General features: G+C 34.3%; 16 protein-coding genes and 1 tRNA gene. 3 read left to right on the top strand and 14 right to left on the bottom strand.

The features are described 5' to 3' along the window. Positions 1 to 3: 3 nt before the first annotated feature. The 10 genes from AXA65_RS11900 to AXA65_RS11855 form a co-directional block, all read right to left on the bottom strand. Positions 4 to 456, bottom strand: coding sequence for an MgtC/SapB family protein (locus tag AXA65_RS11900; RefSeq protein WP_063970325.1), 453 nt, complete (start codon positions 454 to 456; stop codon positions 4 to 6). A gap of 11 nt (positions 457 to 467) precedes the next feature. Beyond that, positions 468 to 2,198: an LTA synthase family protein gene (locus AXA65_RS11895; protein ID WP_228391676.1), complete on the bottom strand. Its 1,731-nt coding sequence runs from the start codon at positions 2,196 to 2,198 to the stop codon at positions 468 to 470. A 375-nt stretch (positions 2,199 to 2,573) separates the two neighbouring features. Beyond that, positions 2,574 to 3,470 carry a cation diffusion facilitator family transporter gene (locus AXA65_RS11890; protein ID WP_063970324.1) on the bottom strand — a complete coding sequence of 299 codons (897 nt, stop codon included), beginning with the start codon at positions 3,468 to 3,470 and terminating at the stop codon, positions 2,574 to 2,576. A 26-nt stretch (positions 3,471 to 3,496) separates the two neighbouring features. After that, positions 3,497 to 4,375, bottom strand: a complete 879-nt coding sequence (locus AXA65_RS11885) for a bestrophin family protein (protein ID WP_063970323.1) — start codon at positions 4,373 to 4,375, stop codon at positions 3,497 to 3,499. Positions 4,376 to 4,504: 129 nt separating this feature from the next. Then, complete coding sequence (locus AXA65_RS11880) at positions 4,505 to 5,782, bottom strand: efflux RND transporter periplasmic adaptor subunit (protein ID WP_063970322.1); 1,278 nt, start codon at positions 5,780 to 5,782, stop codon at positions 4,505 to 4,507. A 1-nt stretch (position 5,783) separates the two neighbouring features. After that, positions 5,784 to 10,148: a CusA/CzcA family heavy metal efflux RND transporter gene (locus tag AXA65_RS11875; protein ID WP_086048188.1), complete on the bottom strand. Its 4,365-nt coding sequence runs from the start codon at positions 10,146 to 10,148 to the stop codon at positions 5,784 to 5,786. 159 nt (positions 10,149 to 10,307) lie between these two features. Next, positions 10,308 to 10,637 carry a DUF6660 family protein gene (locus AXA65_RS20465; protein WP_051259706.1) on the bottom strand — a complete coding sequence of 110 codons (330 nt, stop codon included), beginning with the start codon at positions 10,635 to 10,637 and terminating at the stop codon, positions 10,308 to 10,310. A gap of 438 nt (positions 10,638 to 11,075) precedes the next feature. Then, a complete protein-coding gene (locus AXA65_RS11865; protein ID WP_063970321.1) occupies positions 11,076 to 12,854 on the bottom strand; it encodes an endonuclease in 1,779 nt (592 codons plus the stop codon). Between the two features lie 56 nt (positions 12,855 to 12,910). Continuing rightward, on the bottom strand, positions 12,911 to 13,483 hold the full coding sequence (locus tag AXA65_RS11860) for an HD domain-containing protein (RefSeq protein ID WP_165596599.1): 573 nt from the start codon (positions 13,481 to 13,483) through the stop codon (positions 12,911 to 12,913). Between the two features lie 316 nt (positions 13,484 to 13,799). Continuing rightward, the gene (locus AXA65_RS11855) at positions 13,800 to 14,540 is read right to left on the bottom strand and encodes a methyltransferase family protein (protein WP_063970319.1); all 741 of its coding nucleotides are present in this window, start codon (positions 14,538 to 14,540) and stop codon (positions 13,800 to 13,802) included. 552 nt (positions 14,541 to 15,092) lie between these two features. On the opposite strand from AXA65_RS11855, the gene AXA65_RS11850 reads away from it, so the two are divergent. Both AXA65_RS11850 and AXA65_RS11845 read left to right on the top strand, forming a co-directional pair. Next, positions 15,093 to 15,755, top strand: coding sequence for a response regulator transcription factor (locus AXA65_RS11850; protein WP_063970318.1), 663 nt, complete (start codon positions 15,093 to 15,095; stop codon positions 15,753 to 15,755). Positions 15,756 to 15,758: 3 nt separating this feature from the next. Further along, on the top strand, positions 15,759 to 17,150 hold the full coding sequence (locus AXA65_RS11845) for a sensor histidine kinase (protein WP_063970317.1): 1,392 nt from the start codon (positions 15,759 to 15,761) through the stop codon (positions 17,148 to 17,150). 273 nt (positions 17,151 to 17,423) lie between these two features. Here AXA65_RS11845 and AXA65_RS11840 read toward each other — a convergent pair whose 3' ends face one another. Both AXA65_RS11840 and AXA65_RS19920 read right to left on the bottom strand, forming a co-directional pair. Next, positions 17,424 to 17,687 carry a hypothetical protein gene (locus AXA65_RS11840; RefSeq protein WP_063970316.1) on the bottom strand — a complete coding sequence of 88 codons (264 nt, stop codon included), beginning with the start codon at positions 17,685 to 17,687 and terminating at the stop codon, positions 17,424 to 17,426. Positions 17,688 to 17,692: 5 nt separating this feature from the next. Then, positions 17,693 to 17,863 carry a hypothetical protein gene (locus AXA65_RS19920; protein ID WP_165596598.1) on the bottom strand — a complete coding sequence of 57 codons (171 nt, stop codon included), beginning with the start codon at positions 17,861 to 17,863 and terminating at the stop codon, positions 17,693 to 17,695. A gap of 205 nt (positions 17,864 to 18,068) precedes the next feature. Here AXA65_RS19920 and AXA65_RS19570 point away from each other — a divergent pair, with 205 nt between their 5' ends. Beyond that, positions 18,069 to 19,643: a recombinase family protein gene (locus AXA65_RS19570; RefSeq protein ID WP_086048187.1), complete on the top strand. Its 1,575-nt coding sequence runs from the start codon at positions 18,069 to 18,071 to the stop codon at positions 19,641 to 19,643. Here the strand turns inward: AXA65_RS19570 and AXA65_RS11830 are convergent. Further along, positions 19,597 to 19,670, bottom strand: a tRNA-Arg gene (locus AXA65_RS11830). The two genes, AXA65_RS19570 and AXA65_RS11830, sit on opposite strands and share 47 nt — an antisense overlap. Before the next feature lie 66 nt (positions 19,671 to 19,736). Beyond that, on the bottom strand, positions 19,737 to 21,515 hold the full coding sequence (locus AXA65_RS11825; RefSeq protein WP_063970314.1) for a TonB-dependent receptor: 1,779 nt from the start codon (positions 21,513 to 21,515) through the stop codon (positions 19,737 to 19,739). Between the last annotated feature and the right edge of the window lie 53 nt (positions 21,516 to 21,568).

Raw genomic sequence — 21,568 nt, 5'->3', positions numbered from 1 at the left:
GTGTTATATATCTTTATCGGGTTGGCTTCCTAATTTTATAATGTTTTTGTACCAGCCAAATTTGTTAATACTTAAGATAAACAAGGTTAGAACGGTTGCTAAAAATGATAACAGAAACATATTCAGCGCAAGTGCAGATCCTATTGCCGATGCAGCCCATAAAGCTGTGGATGTTGTAAGCCCCTGCATACTTTTGGAACTATCTTTAAATGCCAGTCCTGCTCCGATAAATCCTAAACCGGCAGGTATCGCAGCCAACATTCTTGCTATTGCAGATTTGTCATCTGTTAAATGAGAGGCAACCGCCACAAATAGACAAGAAGCCATACACAGAACGCCAAAAGTACGAACTCCGGCATCTTTGTGAGCCGTTTCCCTTTCGAAACCTATTAATGCACCAAAAAAAAGTGCTAATAATAATTTTCCGGCAAGTAAAAGTTCAAATTTTATATCCATTTTACATCACGTTATCTAGTTGTGGTTATATTTACCTTTTTTATCTGCTTCTGTTTTAATCCGTCATTCTTGAAAAGATAGTAGGCTGACTGATAATTTGCTATTGCTTTTTTCACATACTGCTCAGATAGCATCTCTGGATTTTGTTTATTATTCTCCTTATCATACAAATACGTCTCTGTTTTTTGCTGCGGACCTAGAATAACCAATTTGTTGTTTTCCATATATCCGAGTTTCTGATAGGTACTTACAAATATTCTTGGAGTATAAGTTTCGCTTAAAACATTTTTACCATAAAGATTACTCTCATACGTCCATCCTAAAAGTGAGAAAAGTGTTGGATACAGGTCGATCTGAGAGCACATTTTTTCAATTCTGAATGGTTTCTTGTTGTTCAAGTTGACAATCATTGCTGGGATATGATATTTTGCAACATCGATGTCGTTTTTGCCGGCACTACTCGCACAGTGATCAGCAACAATGATCACAATCGTATTTTTGTACCAGGGTTTATTCTTTATCTTTTTAAAAAACTGCCCGATCGCATAATCCGTGTATTTCACGGCTCCTTCTCTTCCCGACCCTGAAGGTATATCAATTTTACCCTCAGGATATGTATAAGGTCGATGATTGGAAGTGTTCATTACAAAATCATAGAACGGTTTGCCTACTGCAAATTTTTTATCCGCCTGCTTGATCACCTGATCATAAAGATTTTCATCACTAATACCCCAGGCATTTTCAAAAGTAACCTCCTTGTCTTCTATTGGTATTCTTGGAGACTGATAATCTTCCCCTACAAAAGAATTTCTTTTCCGGTCTACAATTGTGTATCCATTATTACCGAAATAATTATTCATATTATCAAAATAACCATCACCACCATATAAGAAAGAAGTATCATATCCCTTTTGACTGAAGATCGATCCTACAGTGCTCAGATTATCATTTTCTTTCCTGCGGACAATACTATTCCCCGGTGTAGGCGGAACGGCAAGTGAAAGTGCCTCCATTCCTCGCACGGTTCTTGTTCCGGTAGCATACATATTGGTAAATAAAATGCTTTGATTCGCCAATGAGTCCAACGTAGGTGTCAGATTCTGATTGTTGCCAAATGTTTTCATAAAGTCTGCACTGAAACTTTCCAATGTGATCATAATAACATTGGGCTTCTCATAGGAGTCAGCTCCCTTAATGTTACGTAAGATTGAGAAATCATTTGATAAGTAATCTGAGTTAGATTCCTGGAGATCAGTTCTCACAATATTAAACGCCACCCTATTATCGATGAGTTTATAGAAGTGTTCATAATTGATCTCGTTATTTTTATATGCAGAAAAAAAAGAATAGATTCCTGATTTTGACAGCTCATTCCGATACCTGTTTTCGCTATTCTCTGCTAAACTGTTGTCAATAAAAAATGCATAAATGACTGAAATGAAAAGCAATCCGAAAAAGATAAAGAATCTTTGTAAAAAAGGTGTACTGCCCTTAAAATTATCTGTGAAGTAATGCCTTTTATAGAAAAGTAAAAACACCAAAGAAGTCATTATTAACATGGCTGTAATGAGCAATGGCAAAGGATATGATTCATTAATATTATTGATTACTTCATAGGTATAAACCAGATAATCAACTGCAATAAAATTAAACCGGCTTTCAAATTCCTGCCAGAATGTTACTTCAGCAAAAAATGAAAACAACAATATAAGCACAGCTACATTAAAGCAAAAAAAAGTCATAGCTCTATTGAAAAGCGAATTATTATATTTCTGAGGAAATAAAAGCAGGTACAGACTGTACGGTAGCACAAAAAACACCCCTACCCCTATATCAAATAAAAATCCCAGAGCAAATACATTCAGCAATGAAAGAAAACTAATCTCTGCCTTTTGAAGGCTGGCAATAGAAAATCCTATCCTGAGGACAAAGGAAAAAATTATATATAATAAGAAAAAATTAATGAGCAGGCTATAACTGCTTCGCTTAATTTTAATTAGTTTCATAAACAAGTTTTATAAGTGATTACATCATTAATTCTTTAGAAATCAATTTTATTTGATATAGAAATAATCATTTAGATTTCATTTCATTTTCAATCTATTCTGATCATTCATCTACAAGTGTATTTCAGTTTCATCATAACCTTCATATTCGATTTGAAAAGTGGTATGGGTTATTTTAAAATCTGTCGTTGCTTTATCTATTAATATTTGCAGGAGTTCATTGCGATTTTTGTTATCATCTGCAATCACATGTGCGCTCATGGCATTAACGCCTGATGTAAGCGACCAGACATGTAGATCGTGGATTTCCTTGATTCCCGAAAGTTCTTCCAGTGAAGATCGAAGCTTGCTGATATCTACATCTTTAGGTGTACCTTCCAGTAAGACATTAACCGCTTCCATAAGCAACTTTAAGGTTCTGGGAATAATCAATAGACCTATAGCCGCAGAAATGATCGGATCTGCATAATACCACTGTGTTGTCAGCATGATCACGCCCGCGATCATTACTCCTACCGATGTCAGCATATCCGACAAAACTTCAAAATAAGCACCTTTCATATTAAGACTTGCGTTGGAATCCTTTCTGATAATAAGGATACCGATGATATTCACCACAAGTCCAATTCCTGCAACAATCATCATGGAGCCACTTTGTACTTCAGGAGGATTTTTAAATCTCTGAAATGCCTCGTATAAAACAAATAATGAAATACCCAACAGAACAACAGCATTGATGACAGCAGCCAAAATTTCTGTTCGATAATACCCAAATGTCTTTTTAGGACTTGCCTTTCTTTCACCAATTTTGATGGCAATAAATGCTAAGAGTAAACCGACAACATCTGTCAGCATATGCGCGGCATCTGCTAGTAATGCAAGACTTTTTGTTGCAATACCTCCAATGACTTCAGCGATCAGATAAGTCCCACTAAGTGCCAGAACGATAAGTAAGTTTTTCTTATGCCTACTAGATGCTGATACAATCTGTTTATTTGTGTCGCTCATAATTTTATGTTTTTACTGGATTGACTCTACATTTCGAAGTAGGTATTATTTTCTTTTTTAATAGGAATATCTTTCTCTTTGATCATCTGCAGAATGTTGATTTCTATGGTTTGTGCGATAGAGGTCATTGGCGTATCTACAGGAGTATTCTCGAAGGGGTCCTGCATGATGATCGCTGTTTTCTCAATGGCTACAAATATCAGAGGAATAATGATCGTCGTAATTATTTCCAAAGTAAGCTGGGAATCTTCCAATCCGAAAGGAAGGATAAATGCAAAGACGTAAATCAAGGTGTGGATCAGAATACTATATGCCCTTGGAAACACCGTATTTTTCAATCGTTCACATTTTCCCATATTGTCACAAAGCCTCATGAGAACTTCATTGAGCTGAACTTCCTTAAAATCTGAAATCAGACCTTTTTCGGCTATCTGTCTTACGTGATAAGAATGTTCATCCAAAATCGCATTGGGTATATTGACTGCATTGATTTGATGTGTATGCAAATACTCAACTACTTTATTGGTAAAGGGCTGTTTCCTTAATGCTTCACCCAAGGCATAGACCCATACGATTTGTCTCTCTGCAAATATTTTAACGTCCGCACCATCTTGAGGTACGAATTGATTTATTAAACGGATAAAAGATCTTGAATCATTGACGATGGCTCCCCAAACAGTTCTCGCCTCCCACCACCTTTCATAAGACTGCGCCGTCCTGAATGCAAGAAGCAATGAGACAGCAGTTCCAAGAATTGCGGGAATACTTAGCGGAATGGTTATTTTAGTGAAGATAGGATGCAGATCCAGCAAACCTGTACCTACTGCTAATATAACAATAAGTAATATTTGACTTTTAATTTGATCAATAAAATACCAGATTGAGATTTTCTTGTTTAGTAACATAACTTTGATTTTATAGATTTAAAGATAACATTATGCTAGAGGTCGAATTAATGCATTGCTTTATCTCGTAGCATAATGATATTTTTATTGCAACTGAAAGTTTAAATAAAGGCTTCAGCTTTTAAAAATCTAATCCTCATGACCTCCGGCATTAGATAATTTAGCATTGACGAAGAATGCGCCTTTTACAACAATATTTGTATCAGGTGCAATTTTAGTCACTGTAGTGATAGCAGTATAACCTAAATCTGATGAACCTTTGACAATTTCTATTTTCTCAAAATTCAGGGTCTTCCCTTGATCTTTGGTATGAGCTCCTGTCTCTTTTGTAGCTTCTTCCTGCTCACCCTCCTTTTTCTCTTCGGCATGTTCTTCAGGCTTTTTAGAAGTCTGTACAAAAACATAGAATTTACCGTCAGCTTCTACGATCGCTTCATTAGGAACTGCAGCGGTGCTGGAATTTCCAAGGCTTACCATTCCGGTAACATTCATCCCATCAATCAGCCCTACTTTATTTCCTGTTACATTGGCATGTACAGATATCGTTTTACTCTCATTTTCGAATGATGAACCGATACTGAATACCGTAGCGTTATACAATGTTTCCGGATTATTGGTCAGCTTAAACTGTACAGTCTGTCCTACTTTCATCTTAGGTAGATCCTTTTCAAAAACCTGAAGATCTAAATGGATAGAACTATTATCAATAATATCAAGAACAGGAGATGAAACATCAACGTAACTTCCAATCTGCGCATTGATGCCACTAACGGTTCCACTGATCGGGGAGGTAATAACCAATCCTGATCTCAAATTCCCATTGCTTACCTTTCCTGGGCTTATGCCCATAAGCTGAAGTTGTCTCTGTAATGATGATCTTTGGGTTCTTAAACCTTTTAATTCAGAATCAGAGCTTTGCAGGTTTTTTTTTGCTCCGGCATCATTATCAAATAATTCACGTTGCCTTTTATATTCCTGTTCAGCAAATGCAATTCTGCTATTTACTGTAAGGTATTGCTCCTGAAGCTGAATATACTCAGGATTATTAATGGATGCAATGACCTGCCCTTTTCTGACATAGTCGCCTATTTGAACATTTAATGTCTTGATCACCCCACCATACAAAGAGGTTACTGTGGCTTTTCTATTGTTAGGAACACTCAAGACACCATTGGCTTTAACAAGTGAGGCCAAATCTTTCATCTCAATTTTACCTAAAGAGATTCCGACTGCTTTCATTTGTTCTTCAGTTAATGTGGCGATTGTTTGCGGTGCCTCTTCATGAGCCTCCTCTGCCTGTTCGGTTTTTGCTTTTACTTCCGTTTCCTCAGAAGCTTCTTTTTTTCCACAGCTTAAGGCTAAAAAAGAAATTAACAGCGCAGATATTATATTATATTTAATTTTCATTTTATTTGTTTATGATTGAATTAATGGTAATAACAGATTGATTAACCTGTTGAATGGATTCCAGATATTTTAATTGAATATTCGTGGAAGTCTGAAGCGCAAAAAGATACTCAACATAGGAAATTTCTCCTGTTTTATATCCTAATTGTCCGGCTTTAGCTATTTTCTCAGCATTGGGGATTGCCTGATTAACATAATAGTTGTACTGCTCTATATCCTGCTGATATTGATTCAAAGCATTTTGCAGTTGTGCTTCCAGCTGTTTTTGCTGCAATTTTGCATTGGATTGTGCAACCTGCTTTTGAAACTCCCAAGACTGGATTCTCGCTTTCGTAGCACCGAAAGTGAGAGGGATCGTAACGCCAATAGTTGCCGCATGAAATCTATTTCCAGCATTAAAATTCTGATCCATACCATTGATCGTCTGAGTACCAATTAAGGACTGATTGGTGTAACCGATACTGAAATCAGGTAGACCTAAAGACCTCTCAACATTTTTATTTTTTTCTGCTATAGCCATCTCCTGATAGTAAGATCTTACCGTTGGATGATTTGCTATCGCAGTGCTGTCAAGTACATAATTAGCTTTCAAAGGTTCATAATTTGTGTTGTAAGGAACTGAGATATCCCCCGAAGTATTCAATAATGTTTTTAGGTTTTTATATGCATTATTCAAATAAACTTCATTTTGTTTTAAGAGTAAATTGATCTCACCTTTCTGAGTTTCTGCAGTATTGATTTCAATCTTTTTTATATCTCCTGATTTAAATCTGACCGTCGCAATTCTTATAAAATCCTGATATAAACTATCCAGATTTTTTAATTTTGACTGGTTAAATTGCAGATACTCGATCTGATAGTAATACGTCCTTACCTGTCTTGCAAGTTCGTTGACAGAGATCTCTTTATTGATCTGCTTTCCTTTAATCTGTTCAGCAATGAGTTCTCTCCTCGCTTTGAACAATGTTGGGAATGGAATACTTTGAGATATAGAAAAGGACTGATCGAATTTTTTACTGTTATATTGCCCTAACTGAGCATCTACACTCATTTTTGGAAGTTCTTTAGCAGTAGGTTTCAGTGCTTCTGTTACTTTAATATCCAGATCTCTGGACCGCATTAAATTATTGTTGGTTAAAGCGATGTTCGTTGCTTCCGAAATTGTTAAAGGGGTACCCTGTTGTGCATTGAAGGTTTGTCCCAAGAAAAGGAAACCTAAAACTAAAACAGCAGTCAGGGGTTTATTACCTGAAATGTTTTTGATCTTTAATTTAGTACTGAAGATAATGTATAACATCGGTAAAACAAACAGAGTTAAGAAGGTTGCTGTTACCAGTCCCCCGATTACAACGGTAGCCAAAGGTTTCTGAACTTCTGCTCCGGCTCCAGTTGAAATTGCCATGGGTAAAAACCCTAATGAAGCAACTGTAGCGGTCATTAAAACAGGTCTTAAACGAGTTTTAGTTCCTTCCATCACACGCTTTAAAATATTGGTTTCACCTTCCTTCTCTAATTGGTTGAAAGTTCCGATTAAAACAATTCCATTAAGTACAGCTACTCCAAATAAGGCAATAAAGCCAATTCCTGCGCTGATACTAAAAGGCATTCCACGAAGCATTAATGCGAATACACCTCCGATCGTACTCATTGGAATTGCAGTAAAAATTAATGTAGCCTGCTTTAGTGAGCCAAAAGTAAAATACAACAGCATAAAAATAAGGAATAGAGATACCGGAACAGCTATGGTAAGTCGTTTACTGGCAGCTTTAAGATTCTCAAACTGTCCTCCATACGTAAAGTAATATCCTGCTGGTAATTTTACTTTATCCAACTTTTGCTGGATTTCTTCTACTACACTTTCTACATCTCTCCCCTTTACATTAAAACCAATAACAATCCTCCTTTTTCCTGCTTCACGACTGATCTGCGCCGGTCCCAATTTATAACTGATATTGGATACCTGTGAAAGCGGTATCTGCGCTCCTGTGTTCGTAGAGACCATCAGATTATTCACATCATCAATACTGGTTCGATGTAAACTATCCAAACGAACCACCAGATCAAATCTTCTTTCATTCTCAAATACCTGACCTGCTGCCTGACCTGCAAAAGCAGTACTTACGGCAGTATTTACGTCTTCAATATTAAGCCCGTAATTTGCCATTCTCGTACGGTCATATTCCACATTGATCTGCGGAAGTCCACTGACACGTTCTATCTGCGGAGCACTCGCCCCATTTACAGACTGAATAACTTTAGATGTTTTATCCGCATATATTGCTAAAGAATCTAAATTTTCACCGAAAATTTTAACTGCTACATCTTGTCTGATTCCTGTCATCAACTCATTGAAACGCATCTGTATAGGTTGATTTTTCTCGAAAAACACACCAGGAATAGCTTCGAGTTTTTCAGAGATCTCATCCGCTAATTCATCATACGATTTTTTTGTTTTCCATTCACTCTGCGGTTTTAAGATCACCATCATATCTGTTGCCTCAGGCGGCATCGGATCAGTAGGCACTTCAGCAGATCCTGTCTTTCCTACAACCATTTTAACTTCGTCAAATTGTTTGATCAGTCTTGATGCCTGCATTGAGGTTTCGATACTCTGGCTTAATGAACTTCCCTGCGGAAGAATACAGTGAAAAGCAAAATCACCTTCTTGCAACTGAGGTATAAACTCACCTCCCATCCTTCCGAATAAGAAGACAGTTAGAGCAAAAATAGCCACGGTGACACCGACTAACCAATATTTGATCCTCAATGCTTTCTCCAATAAAGGAGTGTAGATCTTTTGGATCCTGTTCATCATTTTATCTGAGAAATTCTCTTTATGGGAAATTTTCTTGGATAAAAACAAAGCACTCATCATAGGTATGTAGGTAACCGATAGAATTGTTGCCCCTATAATTGCAAAACCAACTGTTTTAGCCATAGGTGTAAACATCTTACCTTCAACACCAATCAACGTTAAAATAGGTATGTAAACAATTAAAATAATGATCTGTCCAAATATGGCACTATTCATCATTTTGGATGCGGCAGAACCTACCTCCTCATCCATTTGAGCCTGAGTGAGTTGGTTTTTATTTTTTTTATGCTGTAGGACATGTAGTGTTGCCTCGACAATAATCACTGCACCATCAACGATCAACCCAAAATCAATCGCCCCAAGACTCATCAAATTGGCACTGACTCCGAAAACATTCATCATTCCCAAAGCAAAGAGTAATGATAACGGAATGGCAGACGCTACGATCAATCCCGCCCTCAAGTTTCCTAAAAATAAAACCAAAACGAAAATAACGATCAAGGCACCTTCAATAAGATTTTTCTCTACTGTATCAATTGCTCTCCCTACAAGATCTGTTCTATCTAAGTAAGGCTCTATAATGATATCGCTAGGCAAAGATTTTTGGATGTTTGGTATCTTTTCCTTGATGCTCTGCACCACTTGATTGCTATTTGCTCCTTTCAGCATCATGACAACTCCACCCACGGCATCTACCTGACCATTAAATGTCATGGCACCATATCTTACTGCACTTCCCAAGCGAACTTCAGCAACATCTTTAACAAAAATGGGAACACTTCCAGTATCATTCTTAACAACTACATTACCAACGTCTTCAAGAGATGTCACCAGACCAATTCCACGAATAAAATAAGCATTAGGCTTTTTGTCAATGTAGGCTCCCCCTGTATTTTGGTTATTTTTTTCAAGAGCTGCAAAAATATCAGAAATACTCACTCCCATCGCTCGAAGACGATCAGGGTTAACAGCTACTTCATATTGTTTGAGTTCGCCTCCAAAGCTGTTGATCTCCGCAACACCAGGAGTACCGTTAAGCTGTCTTCTAACGATCCAATCCTGCATTGTACGCAGTTCTTTGGAATCGTACTTTTTTTCACTGCCTTTTTTTGGATGCAGGATGTATTGATATACCTCACCAAGTCCTGTACTTACCGGAGCTAACTCTGGTGTGCCAATTCCTATTGGAATTTCTTCAGCCGCCTGTTTCAGTTTTTCACTGATCAACTGACGGGCAAAATAAACATCGACCTCTTCTTTAAATACAACAGTTATTACAGACAAACCAAATCGTGAAATACTTCGGGTCTCCTCAATATCAGGAACATTGGCAATGCTCTGCTCTATAGGGAATGTTACCAGCTGTTCAACTTCCTGACCGGCCAATGTAGGACATACAGTAATTATTTGAACCTGATTGTTGGTGATGTCAGGTGTGGCATCGATCGGAAGTTTGGTTGCACTCCAAACTCCCCAAATAATCAACAACAAGGTCATTATCCCAATGACAATCTTGTTCTTGATGCTAAATCTTATGATTTTATCTAACATTAGAATATAATTTTTATTGAATGTCACGACTACTTTTTGGAACAACTATTTGTTCTAAAATTCTAGTGACAAAAATGAATAAGAATACAATGCATTACTATTGCAATGTTTCCATAACAGTTTGGACGAAAGACAATTCTTCCGTCAGATCAATAAAAATTATATTTTAGGGGGTTGCCATATCTGATCGTACACCAAATATGCAAAGTCATTCTTTTTAAAAAGAATTTTTTTAGAATAGTACTCTTTTATTTGCTTACGATATTCTAAAACAGGTTTTATTTTAATGGAAGTAACGCTGATTCTGCAGCAGTTACAATAACAAAAAGGAGAACAAGAATCTGTTTTTGAATGAGCATCGTTTTGCTCAGATTTTGTGTAGGAATATGATATATTTTCTGTTTTTGACTGCGCCTTTGCACCATCCATGCATGGCATTAATGACAATGCCATGAAATAGACTGTAAAAAGCAATCTTAGAAAATTCATGTTACAAAGATAAATAATTTACTTTAACAAATGTATTAATAAGGAATAATAATATTGGAGTTTTAGTTAAAAGATTACTAAAATTTTAAAAAACATTAGAATCGCAAGTTGACATAACATTTAAGATTGGGTTTATTTAAAATTTAAAGCTGAATGATACATACAAAGCTTTTTTTCTTTATCGAAACACAAATTAATAAGATCTGATAAATGCAGCGAAAATATTAAACCAACAACTTTTTTTAACACTTAAAATTTACTTTACATAATTTTAAGACATTTTGATCTGGGTTATTTAAAATCATGTTGATATTAGTTTTTAAGGATAACAATATATAATTTAAGACATGCTAACAGGCCAATATTGAATCTCTACAAGTGAACTATAATTGACAAAGACCGAATAAAATCGGTCTTTGTCATAAAGTAGTGAAGTTATTAATCTACAATAAATTTTGAATAATTACCATCTAATATCAACATATAAGTGCCTTTTGCAAAACCTGTGATGTCAATTTTGTTAGACGATTTAAATGGGTTAAGAATATTTAAAATTAGTTTACCTGAAAAATCATAAATCTTTGCATTTGTAAATTTCTTAAGATTTTCACCTCTTATAAATAATTCTTGATTCTTAGCTGGATTTGGATAAATAGTAAATATATTAGTTTTTGAAGATTCTTCAGCTGACAATGCTGCACAAGTCCAAGAAAGGTCATCAATTGCTACCCTATTCCCAGAAATAGGATTAATTAATTTGATAACAACAATTCCTAAAATATTAATGTTGTTAATTGTTGTTGTAGCCACTGTACTACTGTAAGGAATTGTCCCGATCAACACTCCGTTTATTTCTACATTTAGGTTATTTGCTGTTCCTGAATATTTTAATTGTGTCTTTACCGTAAGGCTTTGAATTCCTCCAGAAACTGCAGAACTTGTTAAACTGCCATCCTTAACGGTTATTGCCTTACCTGTAATCGTTTCGTCAATTCGAGCGTCGGTCGCAGTCCACATGATATTATTACTTGTCCATGTTTGTGTGGAGTATGTGGAAGTACTTGTAGATGGAATATTTGAAAAATCTTCGGTTCCACAAGTTACTGTTCCTCCAGTTGATCCTTCTAATGTTGTTCCTGTAGCTACATTACTTTGAGTTGAAAGATTACCGGCAGCATCTTTAGCAATAATATAGAAATTGTAAGTTGTTGCTGGATTTAAGTTTTGTATAGTAGTGTTAATTCCTGAAACAGTAGCTTTTAAGACTCCATTTACGTAGACATCATATCCGGTAACACTAATATTATCAGTAGATGCAGTCCAACCCAATGCTATCGTGTTAGCAGTTGGATTACTTGCCACCAAATTTAGAGGAGCTGAAGGTGCTTGGGTATCTATAGTCGTTGATCCCCAAACTAAGTTTACAAAACCGGGATTGTCAATGTATGGATTTCTATTGCCCTGATAAACATAGGATGCGTTGTTTCTTGCAATCTCAAATGATGAGACTGGATCTAAGGTATTCCACGATAGTAACTGATTTAGTTCCCAAACCTGAAGACCTGGATATGCAGAGTTTCCCAAAATATTCCCACTGGAGAATCCTGCAATTTGTGTTTCATATCTGGTCACAAAGTAAAAAATCATTCTCGCAACATCGCCCTTAAATTCATCTATAGGTTCAAAAACAGTTCCTGAATATCCTGATGAAACAGAACTTCCTAACTTAGATCCGTTTAAAGAGGTAAATGAGGCAGTGCCAACCTTTCCAAAAGGATAATTTGATCTCATCCCATTGACCTTGCCGTCTGTAGGTGTTACAAAATGTATATCAGATCTCATCGGTAAATTTTGATTGAAAAGGCTTTGCGGTATAATGTGCTCTCTATTATAACAATCTCCTTCATTTGAATAGGATCCACAAGTATTAGTTCCGTGATTAAAGTTATAAGGATCTGAACCGGTAGGATTTTCCGAATACATATCTAAAACTGTTCCGTCGTTTTCATAAAAATAATCTTTATCTGAACTTTGAAAACCATTTAATAATGAATTGTATCCTTTATCGATATGACCATTGGTTATAATTGATTTTAATTGACTTTTAAGTGCTGCCCCGGTAAGGCCCGTGGCACTGCTGTAATAATTTGGTGGTAACTGAGCAAAAATTGAAGAAAATGTGAAGCTCAAAAAGAAAGCGAAAATTGATTTTTTCATTTTAATGTAGTGTATAAATAATGAATGAGTTAATAATTATAAAATGGAGTTTTTAGTTAAATGTTTTCCTTAACAATTTGCATATTAATTTCTTTGGAGTGATTCAATACTTTTTGTCCATATTCTGTATGGTACTGATGATTTTTTAAAAACTCATAGTTCTGCACTTGCCATTCTTTATCACTTAGAGAAAAACCCTGATGAAGTTCAAGCTCTCTTCTCAATAATTCTTCGTAAATATGATAATTAGGTTTGCATAGATGATACATATCTGCGTCACGAATTATTTTTTCTGCCAACGTTGAGGGTATGTGAGAATATTTTGTAGCGTTGATACATTTGATTACCTGTTTGATAAATTCTCTATCACAGTTAAGACCAGTAAGAAAAAATTCTGCAATCCTACTACTCTCCTCTTCGTGTCCAATGTAATATTTTACATATCCGCAATCATGAAACCACGCCGCAACTATTAAAACATTGAGTTCATTTTCAGTCACATTAGAATGCTTGCAAATTTCATTTACAGCATTTACTACTTCTTTTGTATGACCCAAACTATGAAACAATAGATTTCTGCTTGCTGAATGATCAAGTAATTCGTTGACGTAATTTTCAACTTTATTCAAAATTTGGCACATGTATACTATGAATTGTGATTGTAGCTAAAACAGCAATGAAAATTGGTTGATTGTTTTTAATCTCCTACAGAATGTGAACTAAATAATATTTTCTTTTTTATAATCTTAGGTTATCTCTTAATCATAATTCTTTAAGCACTAACAAAAGCTCCAAACCGATAATATTTCCCGGAAGCAACAATAAAAAATGACTTATTAAGAAGTGTATAATCGCTTAATAGAAATGTAGTTTTAGAAGAATAACATTTGATCAGAAATACTGAACTGATCTCTTATTCTTGATGCATAACGTTTGTACTTTAAACTAATTCGATTTTATTTTATCGGTAAAGGGATTTTTTTTAATAACTTTAATTACTACATATAGTAACATAGTTACTATAAAACCTCCGATAAAAATCATATTGTAATGCTCATGTTGTTTTATCGTTTCAGAGAACAATTCAAAAACAGTAAAAATTAAAAAGATTGCGAATAATCCATTCTTTTCTTTTAAAAGAACTTTTTTAGTACTGAAAGTCAAATCATTATTTTTAAATAGAGAAAAATTAGGAATAAATGCGGGAACTTCAGTTGCCCAGTTAGTATATTGTGCTCCAAATTTTCTTTCTAAAAATTGCTCTTCCGCAAAAACAATCCTTTCATAATAAATCCAATAAAAAAGAATAAATGAGATAATAAACCAAACTTCTGTGGTCATCAGTGCTAAACCTAGCCACATGAAAAAATTCCCCAGATATAAAGGATTTCTCACTATACCATATATTCCGGATGTATTGAGCTGATCTGCGACCTGTCCTTGCTTTGTATTTCTTCCTGATGTATTGTTTGGAGTAAAACCAACTGTATATATTCTGACAGCTAAACCTAATAAACTTACTGAAAGACAAAAAATTTCATAATCAATAGTACATTGAGCCTCTTCCTGAAGTAATACAGTTTGTATAAAAACAACCAGCCCTATCAGTAAAATACCAATAGGCAAAAAACTTCTGTTTTTAAACAGCCAATTTCCCTGGTCTTCCAATTCTTGTTTTAAAGGCATGCTGAGAAAATTTTAAATAAAAAAAGTTAACAGATATGATCATTTTATGAGTTGTTTTTCTACTCAAACAAATAGAATTTTAACTTATCTAGATAAAATCCTGTACTAAATCGATTTATCTGCTGCAAAACTAACATATTCGACTCGTCCAAAATAACAAGAGTCGTATTCTTAAGGAAATCTTAAGAAAGCATGAAAATAATTCAATTGCATATTTTATTTATTCGTTCGATCAGTATAATACTTCTCATAAAATCAAAGAATCGAAAGTAATATTCCTTTTGGCTCTAAAAATAATTTTAAAATGAATAATGGAACTCATTTTATTTAATACTCTTTAAAAACTATAGATAATATCGTATGTAAGCTAAAAACATTGGATTTTAAATGGAGCTTTATATTCCAAACTCAAGATTACCTTAGATAATAATATTTTAAAAACAGACCACTAATTAACTTTGAAGTGTTAGAATTTATTATTTTTGTCATGAACGTCAAAGGAATTAGGTTTATTTCAAAAGCATATCTCTTTAATAGGCTATACATAAAGGAATGAAAATTTTGATAATAGAAGATGAGGAAAAATTGCTGCAACTTCTTAAGGAAGGTCTGTCGGAAGAAGGTCATCAGATAGAAACTGCAAAAGACGGAAATAATGGTTTAATTAAAGCAGTCAACAAAAGATTCGACCTGATCCTTTTGGATTGGATGCTTCCTGAAATTTCGGGCTTGCAGGTTTGTAAAAGAATTAGAAAAAATAATCAAAAGACACCTATCATTTTCCTGACATCTCGAGACACCTTGGGAGATATTATTGATGGTTTAGAATCTGGAGCAAACGATTACATTAAAAAACCTTTTAGTTTCGAAGAGCTCGTTGCGCGAATTAATGTGTATTCAAGAACAATAGAACAAGAAGATTATTACTTAGGTGATATAACCATCTTTTCTGAAAAGTTTCAGGTTTTCAGGAATAAAACTGAAATTCCTCTGACACAGACTGAATATGAACTCTTAAAATTTTTGGTTAAAAATAAAGGGCTTGTCAAATCACGTACAGAAATTCTCCACCATGTTTGGGGTATCAATTATGAATATGATGCCAATATTATTGATGTTTTTATTAACGGAATTAGAAAGAAACTTGGCATTACCCCAAGTGATGAGAGAATAAAAACAATAAGAGGACGAGGCTTCATTGCGAAAGACGAATAATTTATGCTGAATCTATCATTTAAAGACCGAATATCACTTTATAATCTATTTGGTGTTGCCGTTTTGACACTACTTATATTCTCTGCAATTTATATTACAGTAGCTTTTACTGTTAATTATGATATTAATGAGGAACTGACTCGTGAGGTAAATGTCCACCGGGAAAAAAGTGCGAAGGTAAACGGTAAGATAACACTCGTTCATAAAGAAGAATGGCAGCAATCAGAACACAACACGATGGATATGAATCCTGTGTTCATTCAAATATTCAATGAAAATGGTAAAAGTATTGATAAGTCTCCCAATCTTGAGCAAAAAGATCTTATACTACATCCAGAGGCTACCGAAGAAAAATTTATAGATTCTCAATTGGATTCGGTGCCAATCAGACAAATACAGATCAAACTTGAAGAGGATGGACAAAGTTTCGGACACACCGTTATTGCAATGTCGATAAAACCACAATACCGTGTTTTGAATAGTTTACAGTATATTTTAGTGATAACCTACATTCTCTTCCTGCTCATTCTATTTTTTCTGACTCGTTATATCGCCGGTCGAAGTATAAGTCCAGCCCTTGTCATTATGCAGACAACCAAAAATATCACTGCTCACAATCTTAAAGATAGAATCACTCTTCCTGCTAATAGAGATGAACTATATATATTATCTGATAATATTAACGAACTTCTCAATAGAATTGAAAACGCAGTTCTTCGTGAACAACAGTTTACAACTGATGCCTCTCATGAGCTTCGAACACCATTGGCAATTATACAGACAACACTTGAGTTGCTTGTTCGTAAACCGCGAGAAACTGAAGAATATGTCTTGAAAATAAAATCTTGTATTGAAGAAGTTAATAGAATAAATGGGATGGTGAGTCAGTTGCTGATGCTTGCAAGATTCGAAAATTTTGACACAAATTTCCAACTCCTCCCTATCGCAATCAACCAATTGATTGACAGAGCAATAACTAGGAGCAAAGAAAAAATAAATACCAAAAGCATCAAAATAAACAATTCAAACATGAAAGAATATTTTGTCTTATCACATGAATCAATGCTTTCAATTATCTTTGACAATATCATTTCAAACGCTGTTAAATATTCAAATAATAATGGTGAGATAAACATTCAGCTTGAAAATAAAGGAGATTGGATTTATTGTACGCTGAGTGACCATGGTATCGGAATTTTGTCTGATGATTTGGATAAAATCTACGATCAATTTTACAGATCCGAAGCCAATGATCATCGTCATATCAAAGGTAGCGGACTAGGACTTTCTATTGTAAAGAAGATTAGCTTATTACTAGGTATACAGATCGACGTACAATCAAATAAAGGAAAAGGCACCGACATTCATCTGAAAATTCCGCGATTTAAAATGTAATATTCTGGCCGAATTTTAATAATTTCAATAAAATATGTTTTTATAATCAAGTTCTATCTATGATAAAACTTGAGCGGAAATCGAACTATAAAAATTGTTATTAGAATAATTAGAGAAGGTTGAAGTTTATAAAAATTATTATGTTAAATTGCTTAATCCTATTGCTACAACCATCTTGATAATGGTGAGAGGAATATATTTTTTGCTTGATCTGCAAGATTAATATTTGTAAACATATGAAATAATAAATCAAGTATTTTATATATTAGAACTTTATGTTTCATCTTTAATGTAGCTCTGCTTAATTTTCATTAATTCATTTTTCTGTTCATTAATGAGGTTTTCTAATTCATCAAACATAAATTCTATTATTTTAATATTATCATCTGATAACTCAAAATTATTTAAATCCAACACTCCATTGGGAAACTTGTCACTCATAACTTCAAGAAAATTAATCGCATCCCCACTAAGAAATTTTTTATTTTCTTTTAGCCATTCTTTATCTTTACTTAATAAGTATTTGTACAAATTCATTTGAATTATTTTATCAAAAACTTCTTCTGAGTTGTTTTTACTAAGCCCGCAAAAGAAGCCCATTGATTTTTATAAGTTATGTTCCTATTTCTACCAAGCCAACGTGGTAAAACATTTAATTCTTGTTCTTTATTTAGAGCTTGTAATATTTCTATAATTGGTTTTAAATTTTCCAAAGGCTTTGTAATGCTTTGAATATGCACATAAAATTTCTATTTAAGCTAAATATATCTGTTTATAAATGGCGATATAACAAACTTGAACTAAAATATGTGTGCGATTTACTTACCAATTGGAATTATACCAAATATTAATTGGAATTTAAGATAAATTATACTATATTCACCTAAAAATCAAAACATTAATGTAAAAACTATCATTATGCTAATAGCAGATTTATATATAAGAGTATCAACCGATGAACAAGCAGACAAAGGTTATTCACAAAGAGATCAGCACGAAAGATTAGAAAAATATTGCAATCAAAATCAAATAACGATTGGGCAAATAATATTTGAAGATCATTCGGCAAAAAACTTTAACAGACCTGAGTGGACAAAATATATTAATTATCTAAAAAAAAGAGGTCTAAAATCAAATTTAGTTTTATTTACAAAGTGGGATCGCTTTAGCAGAAATGCTGGCGATGCTTACCAAATGATTAAGTTGCTGAACAAAAACAATATATCTCCTCAAGCTATTGAGCAACCTTTAGACATGTCTGTCCCAGAAAATAAGATGATGTTAGCAATTTACCTGGCCGCTCCCGAAGTTGAAAATGACCGCAGAGCTCTGAATACTTTTTACGGGATGAGAAGGGCACAGAAAGAAGGCAGATTAATGGGAACTGCGTCTTATGGCTACGTCAATAAGTGTACTGAAGACGGGAGAAAATATGTTGGACTTAAGGAACCAGAAGCATCAAATATGCTCTGGGCATTTAATGAGATTGCTAAGGGTAAATATACTACGAATCAAATCAGGTTAAAGATGAATGCTTTGGAAGGAGCAAACATTAGTAGTACATCATTTTACAGGGCAATCAAAAATCCAATGTATTGTGGCAAAATATTTATTAAAGCTTATAAAGATGAAGAAGCTTGCCTTGTAGATGCGACGCACGAAAGTTTAATTTCTGAGGCTTTATTCGACAAAGTTCAAAGAGTTCTAAGTGAAAAAACTTGGGAAGAAAGACCACAAGGAAAAGTAATTGCCAACAATCATTTTCCCTTAAGAGGTTTTTTGAAATGTCCAAAATGCGGAGGGCACATTACAGGTAGCGGATCAAAAGGAAAGAAAAATATTTATTACTATTATCATTGCAATTCTAAATGTGGTTACAGACACAATTCTGATTTAGTTAATTGTACGTTCGAAAGAGAGTTGAAAAAATTCGAATTTAATGTCGGATTTAGTAATTTAATAAAAGAAATTCTTCTAAGTAATTTTAAAAATATTGAGCAAAATCTCAATGCGCAGAAAAGAGAAATCTCTACTAAAATTACAAATTTGACTAATCGTTTAGAAAGTGCTCGTGAAAAATACTTGGAGGATAAATTAGATTTTGAAGATTATCAGATAATTAAAAACGAAAGTAAAAAAAAGATTGACGTACTAGAAATTGACTTGCAAAATCAAAAGTTAAACCGTACAAATACTGACATCAAAAACAAACTTCATCAGACCCTACAAATTTTACCAAATCTCTCTCAAATCTATACTAAAGGTGATGATGACACAAAAAAAACACTAATGTGTTCGATTTTTAGTGAAAAACTCGAATTTGCAGAAAATACGTTTCGAACACCCCAGCTCAACTCCGCACTATCATCTATCTTACTAATTAACAACATTTTACAAAGTAAAAAAAAAGGAAAAATCACTGATAAAAGTGACTTTTCCCTTAGAGTGACCGCGAAGGGATTCGAACCCCCAACCCTCAGAGCCGAAATCTGATATTCTATCCAGTTGAACTACGCAGCCTTTTTTATAAATGATAATCGCTAAGTGATGAATGATCATTTATCGATTATGATCTATCAATTATGCTTAGAACGTGATCTTCACACCACCCAAAAACTGTGCTCCCAAAACTTTGTAGCCTGCATAATTCTGATATTTAGCGCCAAGAAGATTATTTCCGAGTGCGAAAATACTGAAATTTTTATGAAGTTTGTACTCTGCGGATAAATTTAAATCTGCATAACCGCCAACTTTTACATCTCGATTCTCTGCAGACAAATATTGACCAGGCACAAAATCGTTAGGCGTTACTAAGAAAGCATTTGAGGTTCTGTCGGTTACGAAATATCCTTTGAAACCAAGTGCCAGTTTTTTCTCCAGCATAGTATATTTTGCACCAAGATTGAATTGAACCAAAGGCTTGTAATAAACTTCTTCCAGATTATCCAACTTATACTTCATAAAGTGTAAACCTGCATCCACTGTAAGATTTTCCATCGGGAACGCTTGCAGATCTCCCTTGATTTCCATCAAAGTTCCATTGTCATAGATTGAATTAAAAGTGTTTGCATAATCAAATCCTGGTCTGTCCACAGCAATTGAATTATTAAACAAACCGTTATTCACAAAAAACTGCGCGTTATTCACTTTGCTGAAACCTGCGTTCACATCGTATTTGAACATTTGGTTAATATCACCTTTCAAACCGAAATAGAAATGGTATTTATTTTCTGTTGGTGTCAAAAGCAAGTCTGATATCAGAAATGGATTTTCTTCCAAAAGATTCCCGTAAGTGTTCAGCTTCAAACCGCCGTCAATTCCTCCGTAAAACTTGAATTCATCTGCGGCAGCAACCAAAACTTCCGCTCTTGGAAACCAATAGAATTTGCTTCCTTTATTTTCTCCTGTAAAATCCGATAATTTAGAATTTAGAAAACTAAAATCCGACCCTATCAACAAATAGGATTCACCTTTGTAGAAAGTGACTTTTGGTGACAAAGTGAAATTAAGTTGATTGGAATTATTTTGATTCAGCAATTCAAATTTTGAATTGACTGTTTCCAAATCAACGCCCAGATCTGCGTTTGCCGTGATGTCGCTGCTAATTTCAAAATCGTGCTTCGACAAATTAAGTTCAATGTCAGCATAACTTTCTTTCGCATCAAAATGATCGCTTAGAAAATATGATCTCACTTTTACATTATTCAAGATCTCATTGGAATAATTGTCGTAAGAAGCATTCACACTGAATTTATTGACCTTTTGCTGTAGATCTAGATCAGAGTTTTCAGGCGTAAAAGCATAAATCCCGTAGTAATTATAATTATTGAAACCATAATTCGCGTCTAGATTAAACTTGCCTTTTTCTGCATAGATATTCGCATAAGCACCAATCTTTGCCTGACTGCTTTTGGAATCCCAATTGTAGTCTTTTTTAAGTCCTGTTGTTGATAAATAATGAACATCCGCTCCTACTTCCACATTCTCTTGAACTTTTCCCGAGATATTCGCATCTGCCAGGAATTTTCCATAATTACCGTAACCCAATCTAAAATAATTGGACTGAAAATCATTATTGAATTTCGGAGAAATATCTTCACTTTGGATCTCAGTCGTTTTGAAGTCAGAAACCGGCGGAACATTCACAATATCATATTTCAGATTAAGAGAATCCTCCTTCTTTTTATTTTCAGGTGGATAATTTTTCTCTTGGATGACAGACGTTTTTTTCTTCTCGATCTTCTTGACTTCTGGTTCACGTTTTCTGTTCAGGATCAATTGCTCTTCTTTGATCTGAGCTCCGATTTCCGAAATTCCGAAAGTTCCAAAAAATGCCAGAACGGCGATATATTTCAGTTTGTTCATTTTTTTATATTTAAAGATTAAATGATTAAAAATTAAAATATTAGCAGTAGTAA

The organism is Chryseobacterium sp. FP211-J200 (assembly GCF_001643375.1).
GTDB classification, from domain to species: Bacteria; Bacteroidota; Bacteroidia; order Flavobacteriales; family Weeksellaceae; genus Epilithonimonas; species Epilithonimonas ginsengisoli.
Note: the sequence above shows the minus strand (reverse complement) of the source record. Positions and strands in the feature narration are given on the sequence as shown.

What these genes read in the sequence shown, in the direction of transcription:
- AXA65_RS11900 (WP_063970325.1), bottom strand. Translation starts at nt 456, where the DNA reads ATGGATATAAAATTTGAACTTTTACTTGCCGGAAAATTATTATTAGCA.
- AXA65_RS11895 (WP_228391676.1), bottom strand. Translation starts at nt 2,198, where the DNA reads ATGACTTTTTTTTGCTTTAATGTAGCTGTGCTTATATTGTTGTTTTCA.
- AXA65_RS11890 (WP_063970324.1), bottom strand. Translation starts at nt 3,470, where the DNA reads ATGAGCGACACAAATAAACAGATTGTATCAGCATCTAGTAGGCATAAG.
- AXA65_RS11885 (WP_063970323.1), bottom strand. Translation starts at nt 4,375, where the DNA reads ATGTTACTAAACAAGAAAATCTCAATCTGGTATTTTATTGATCAAATT.
- AXA65_RS11880 (WP_063970322.1), bottom strand. Translation starts at nt 5,782, where the DNA reads ATGAAAATTAAATATAATATAATATCTGCGCTGTTAATTTCTTTTTTA.
- AXA65_RS11875 (WP_086048188.1), bottom strand. Translation starts at nt 10,148, where the DNA reads ATGTTAGATAAAATCATAAGATTTAGCATCAAGAACAAGATTGTCATT.
- AXA65_RS20465 (WP_051259706.1), bottom strand. Translation starts at nt 10,637, where the DNA reads ATGAATTTTCTAAGATTGCTTTTTACAGTCTATTTCATGGCATTGTCA.
- AXA65_RS11865 (WP_063970321.1), bottom strand. Translation starts at nt 12,854, where the DNA reads ATGAAAAAATCAATTTTCGCTTTCTTTTTGAGCTTCACATTTTCTTCA.
- AXA65_RS11855 (WP_063970319.1), bottom strand. Translation starts at nt 14,540, where the DNA reads ATGCCTTTAAAACAAGAATTGGAAGACCAGGGAAATTGGCTGTTTAAA.
- AXA65_RS11850 (WP_063970318.1), top strand. Translation starts at nt 15,093, where the DNA reads ATGAAAATTTTGATAATAGAAGATGAGGAAAAATTGCTGCAACTTCTT.
- AXA65_RS11845 (WP_063970317.1), top strand. Translation starts at nt 15,759, where the DNA reads ATGCTGAATCTATCATTTAAAGACCGAATATCACTTTATAATCTATTT.
- AXA65_RS11840 (WP_063970316.1), bottom strand. Translation starts at nt 17,687, where the DNA reads ATGAATTTGTACAAATACTTATTAAGTAAAGATAAAGAATGGCTAAAA.
- AXA65_RS19570 (WP_086048187.1), top strand. Translation starts at nt 18,069, where the DNA reads ATGCTAATAGCAGATTTATATATAAGAGTATCAACCGATGAACAAGCA.
- AXA65_RS11825 (WP_063970314.1), bottom strand. Translation starts at nt 21,515, where the DNA reads ATGAACAAACTGAAATATATCGCCGTTCTGGCATTTTTTGGAACTTTC.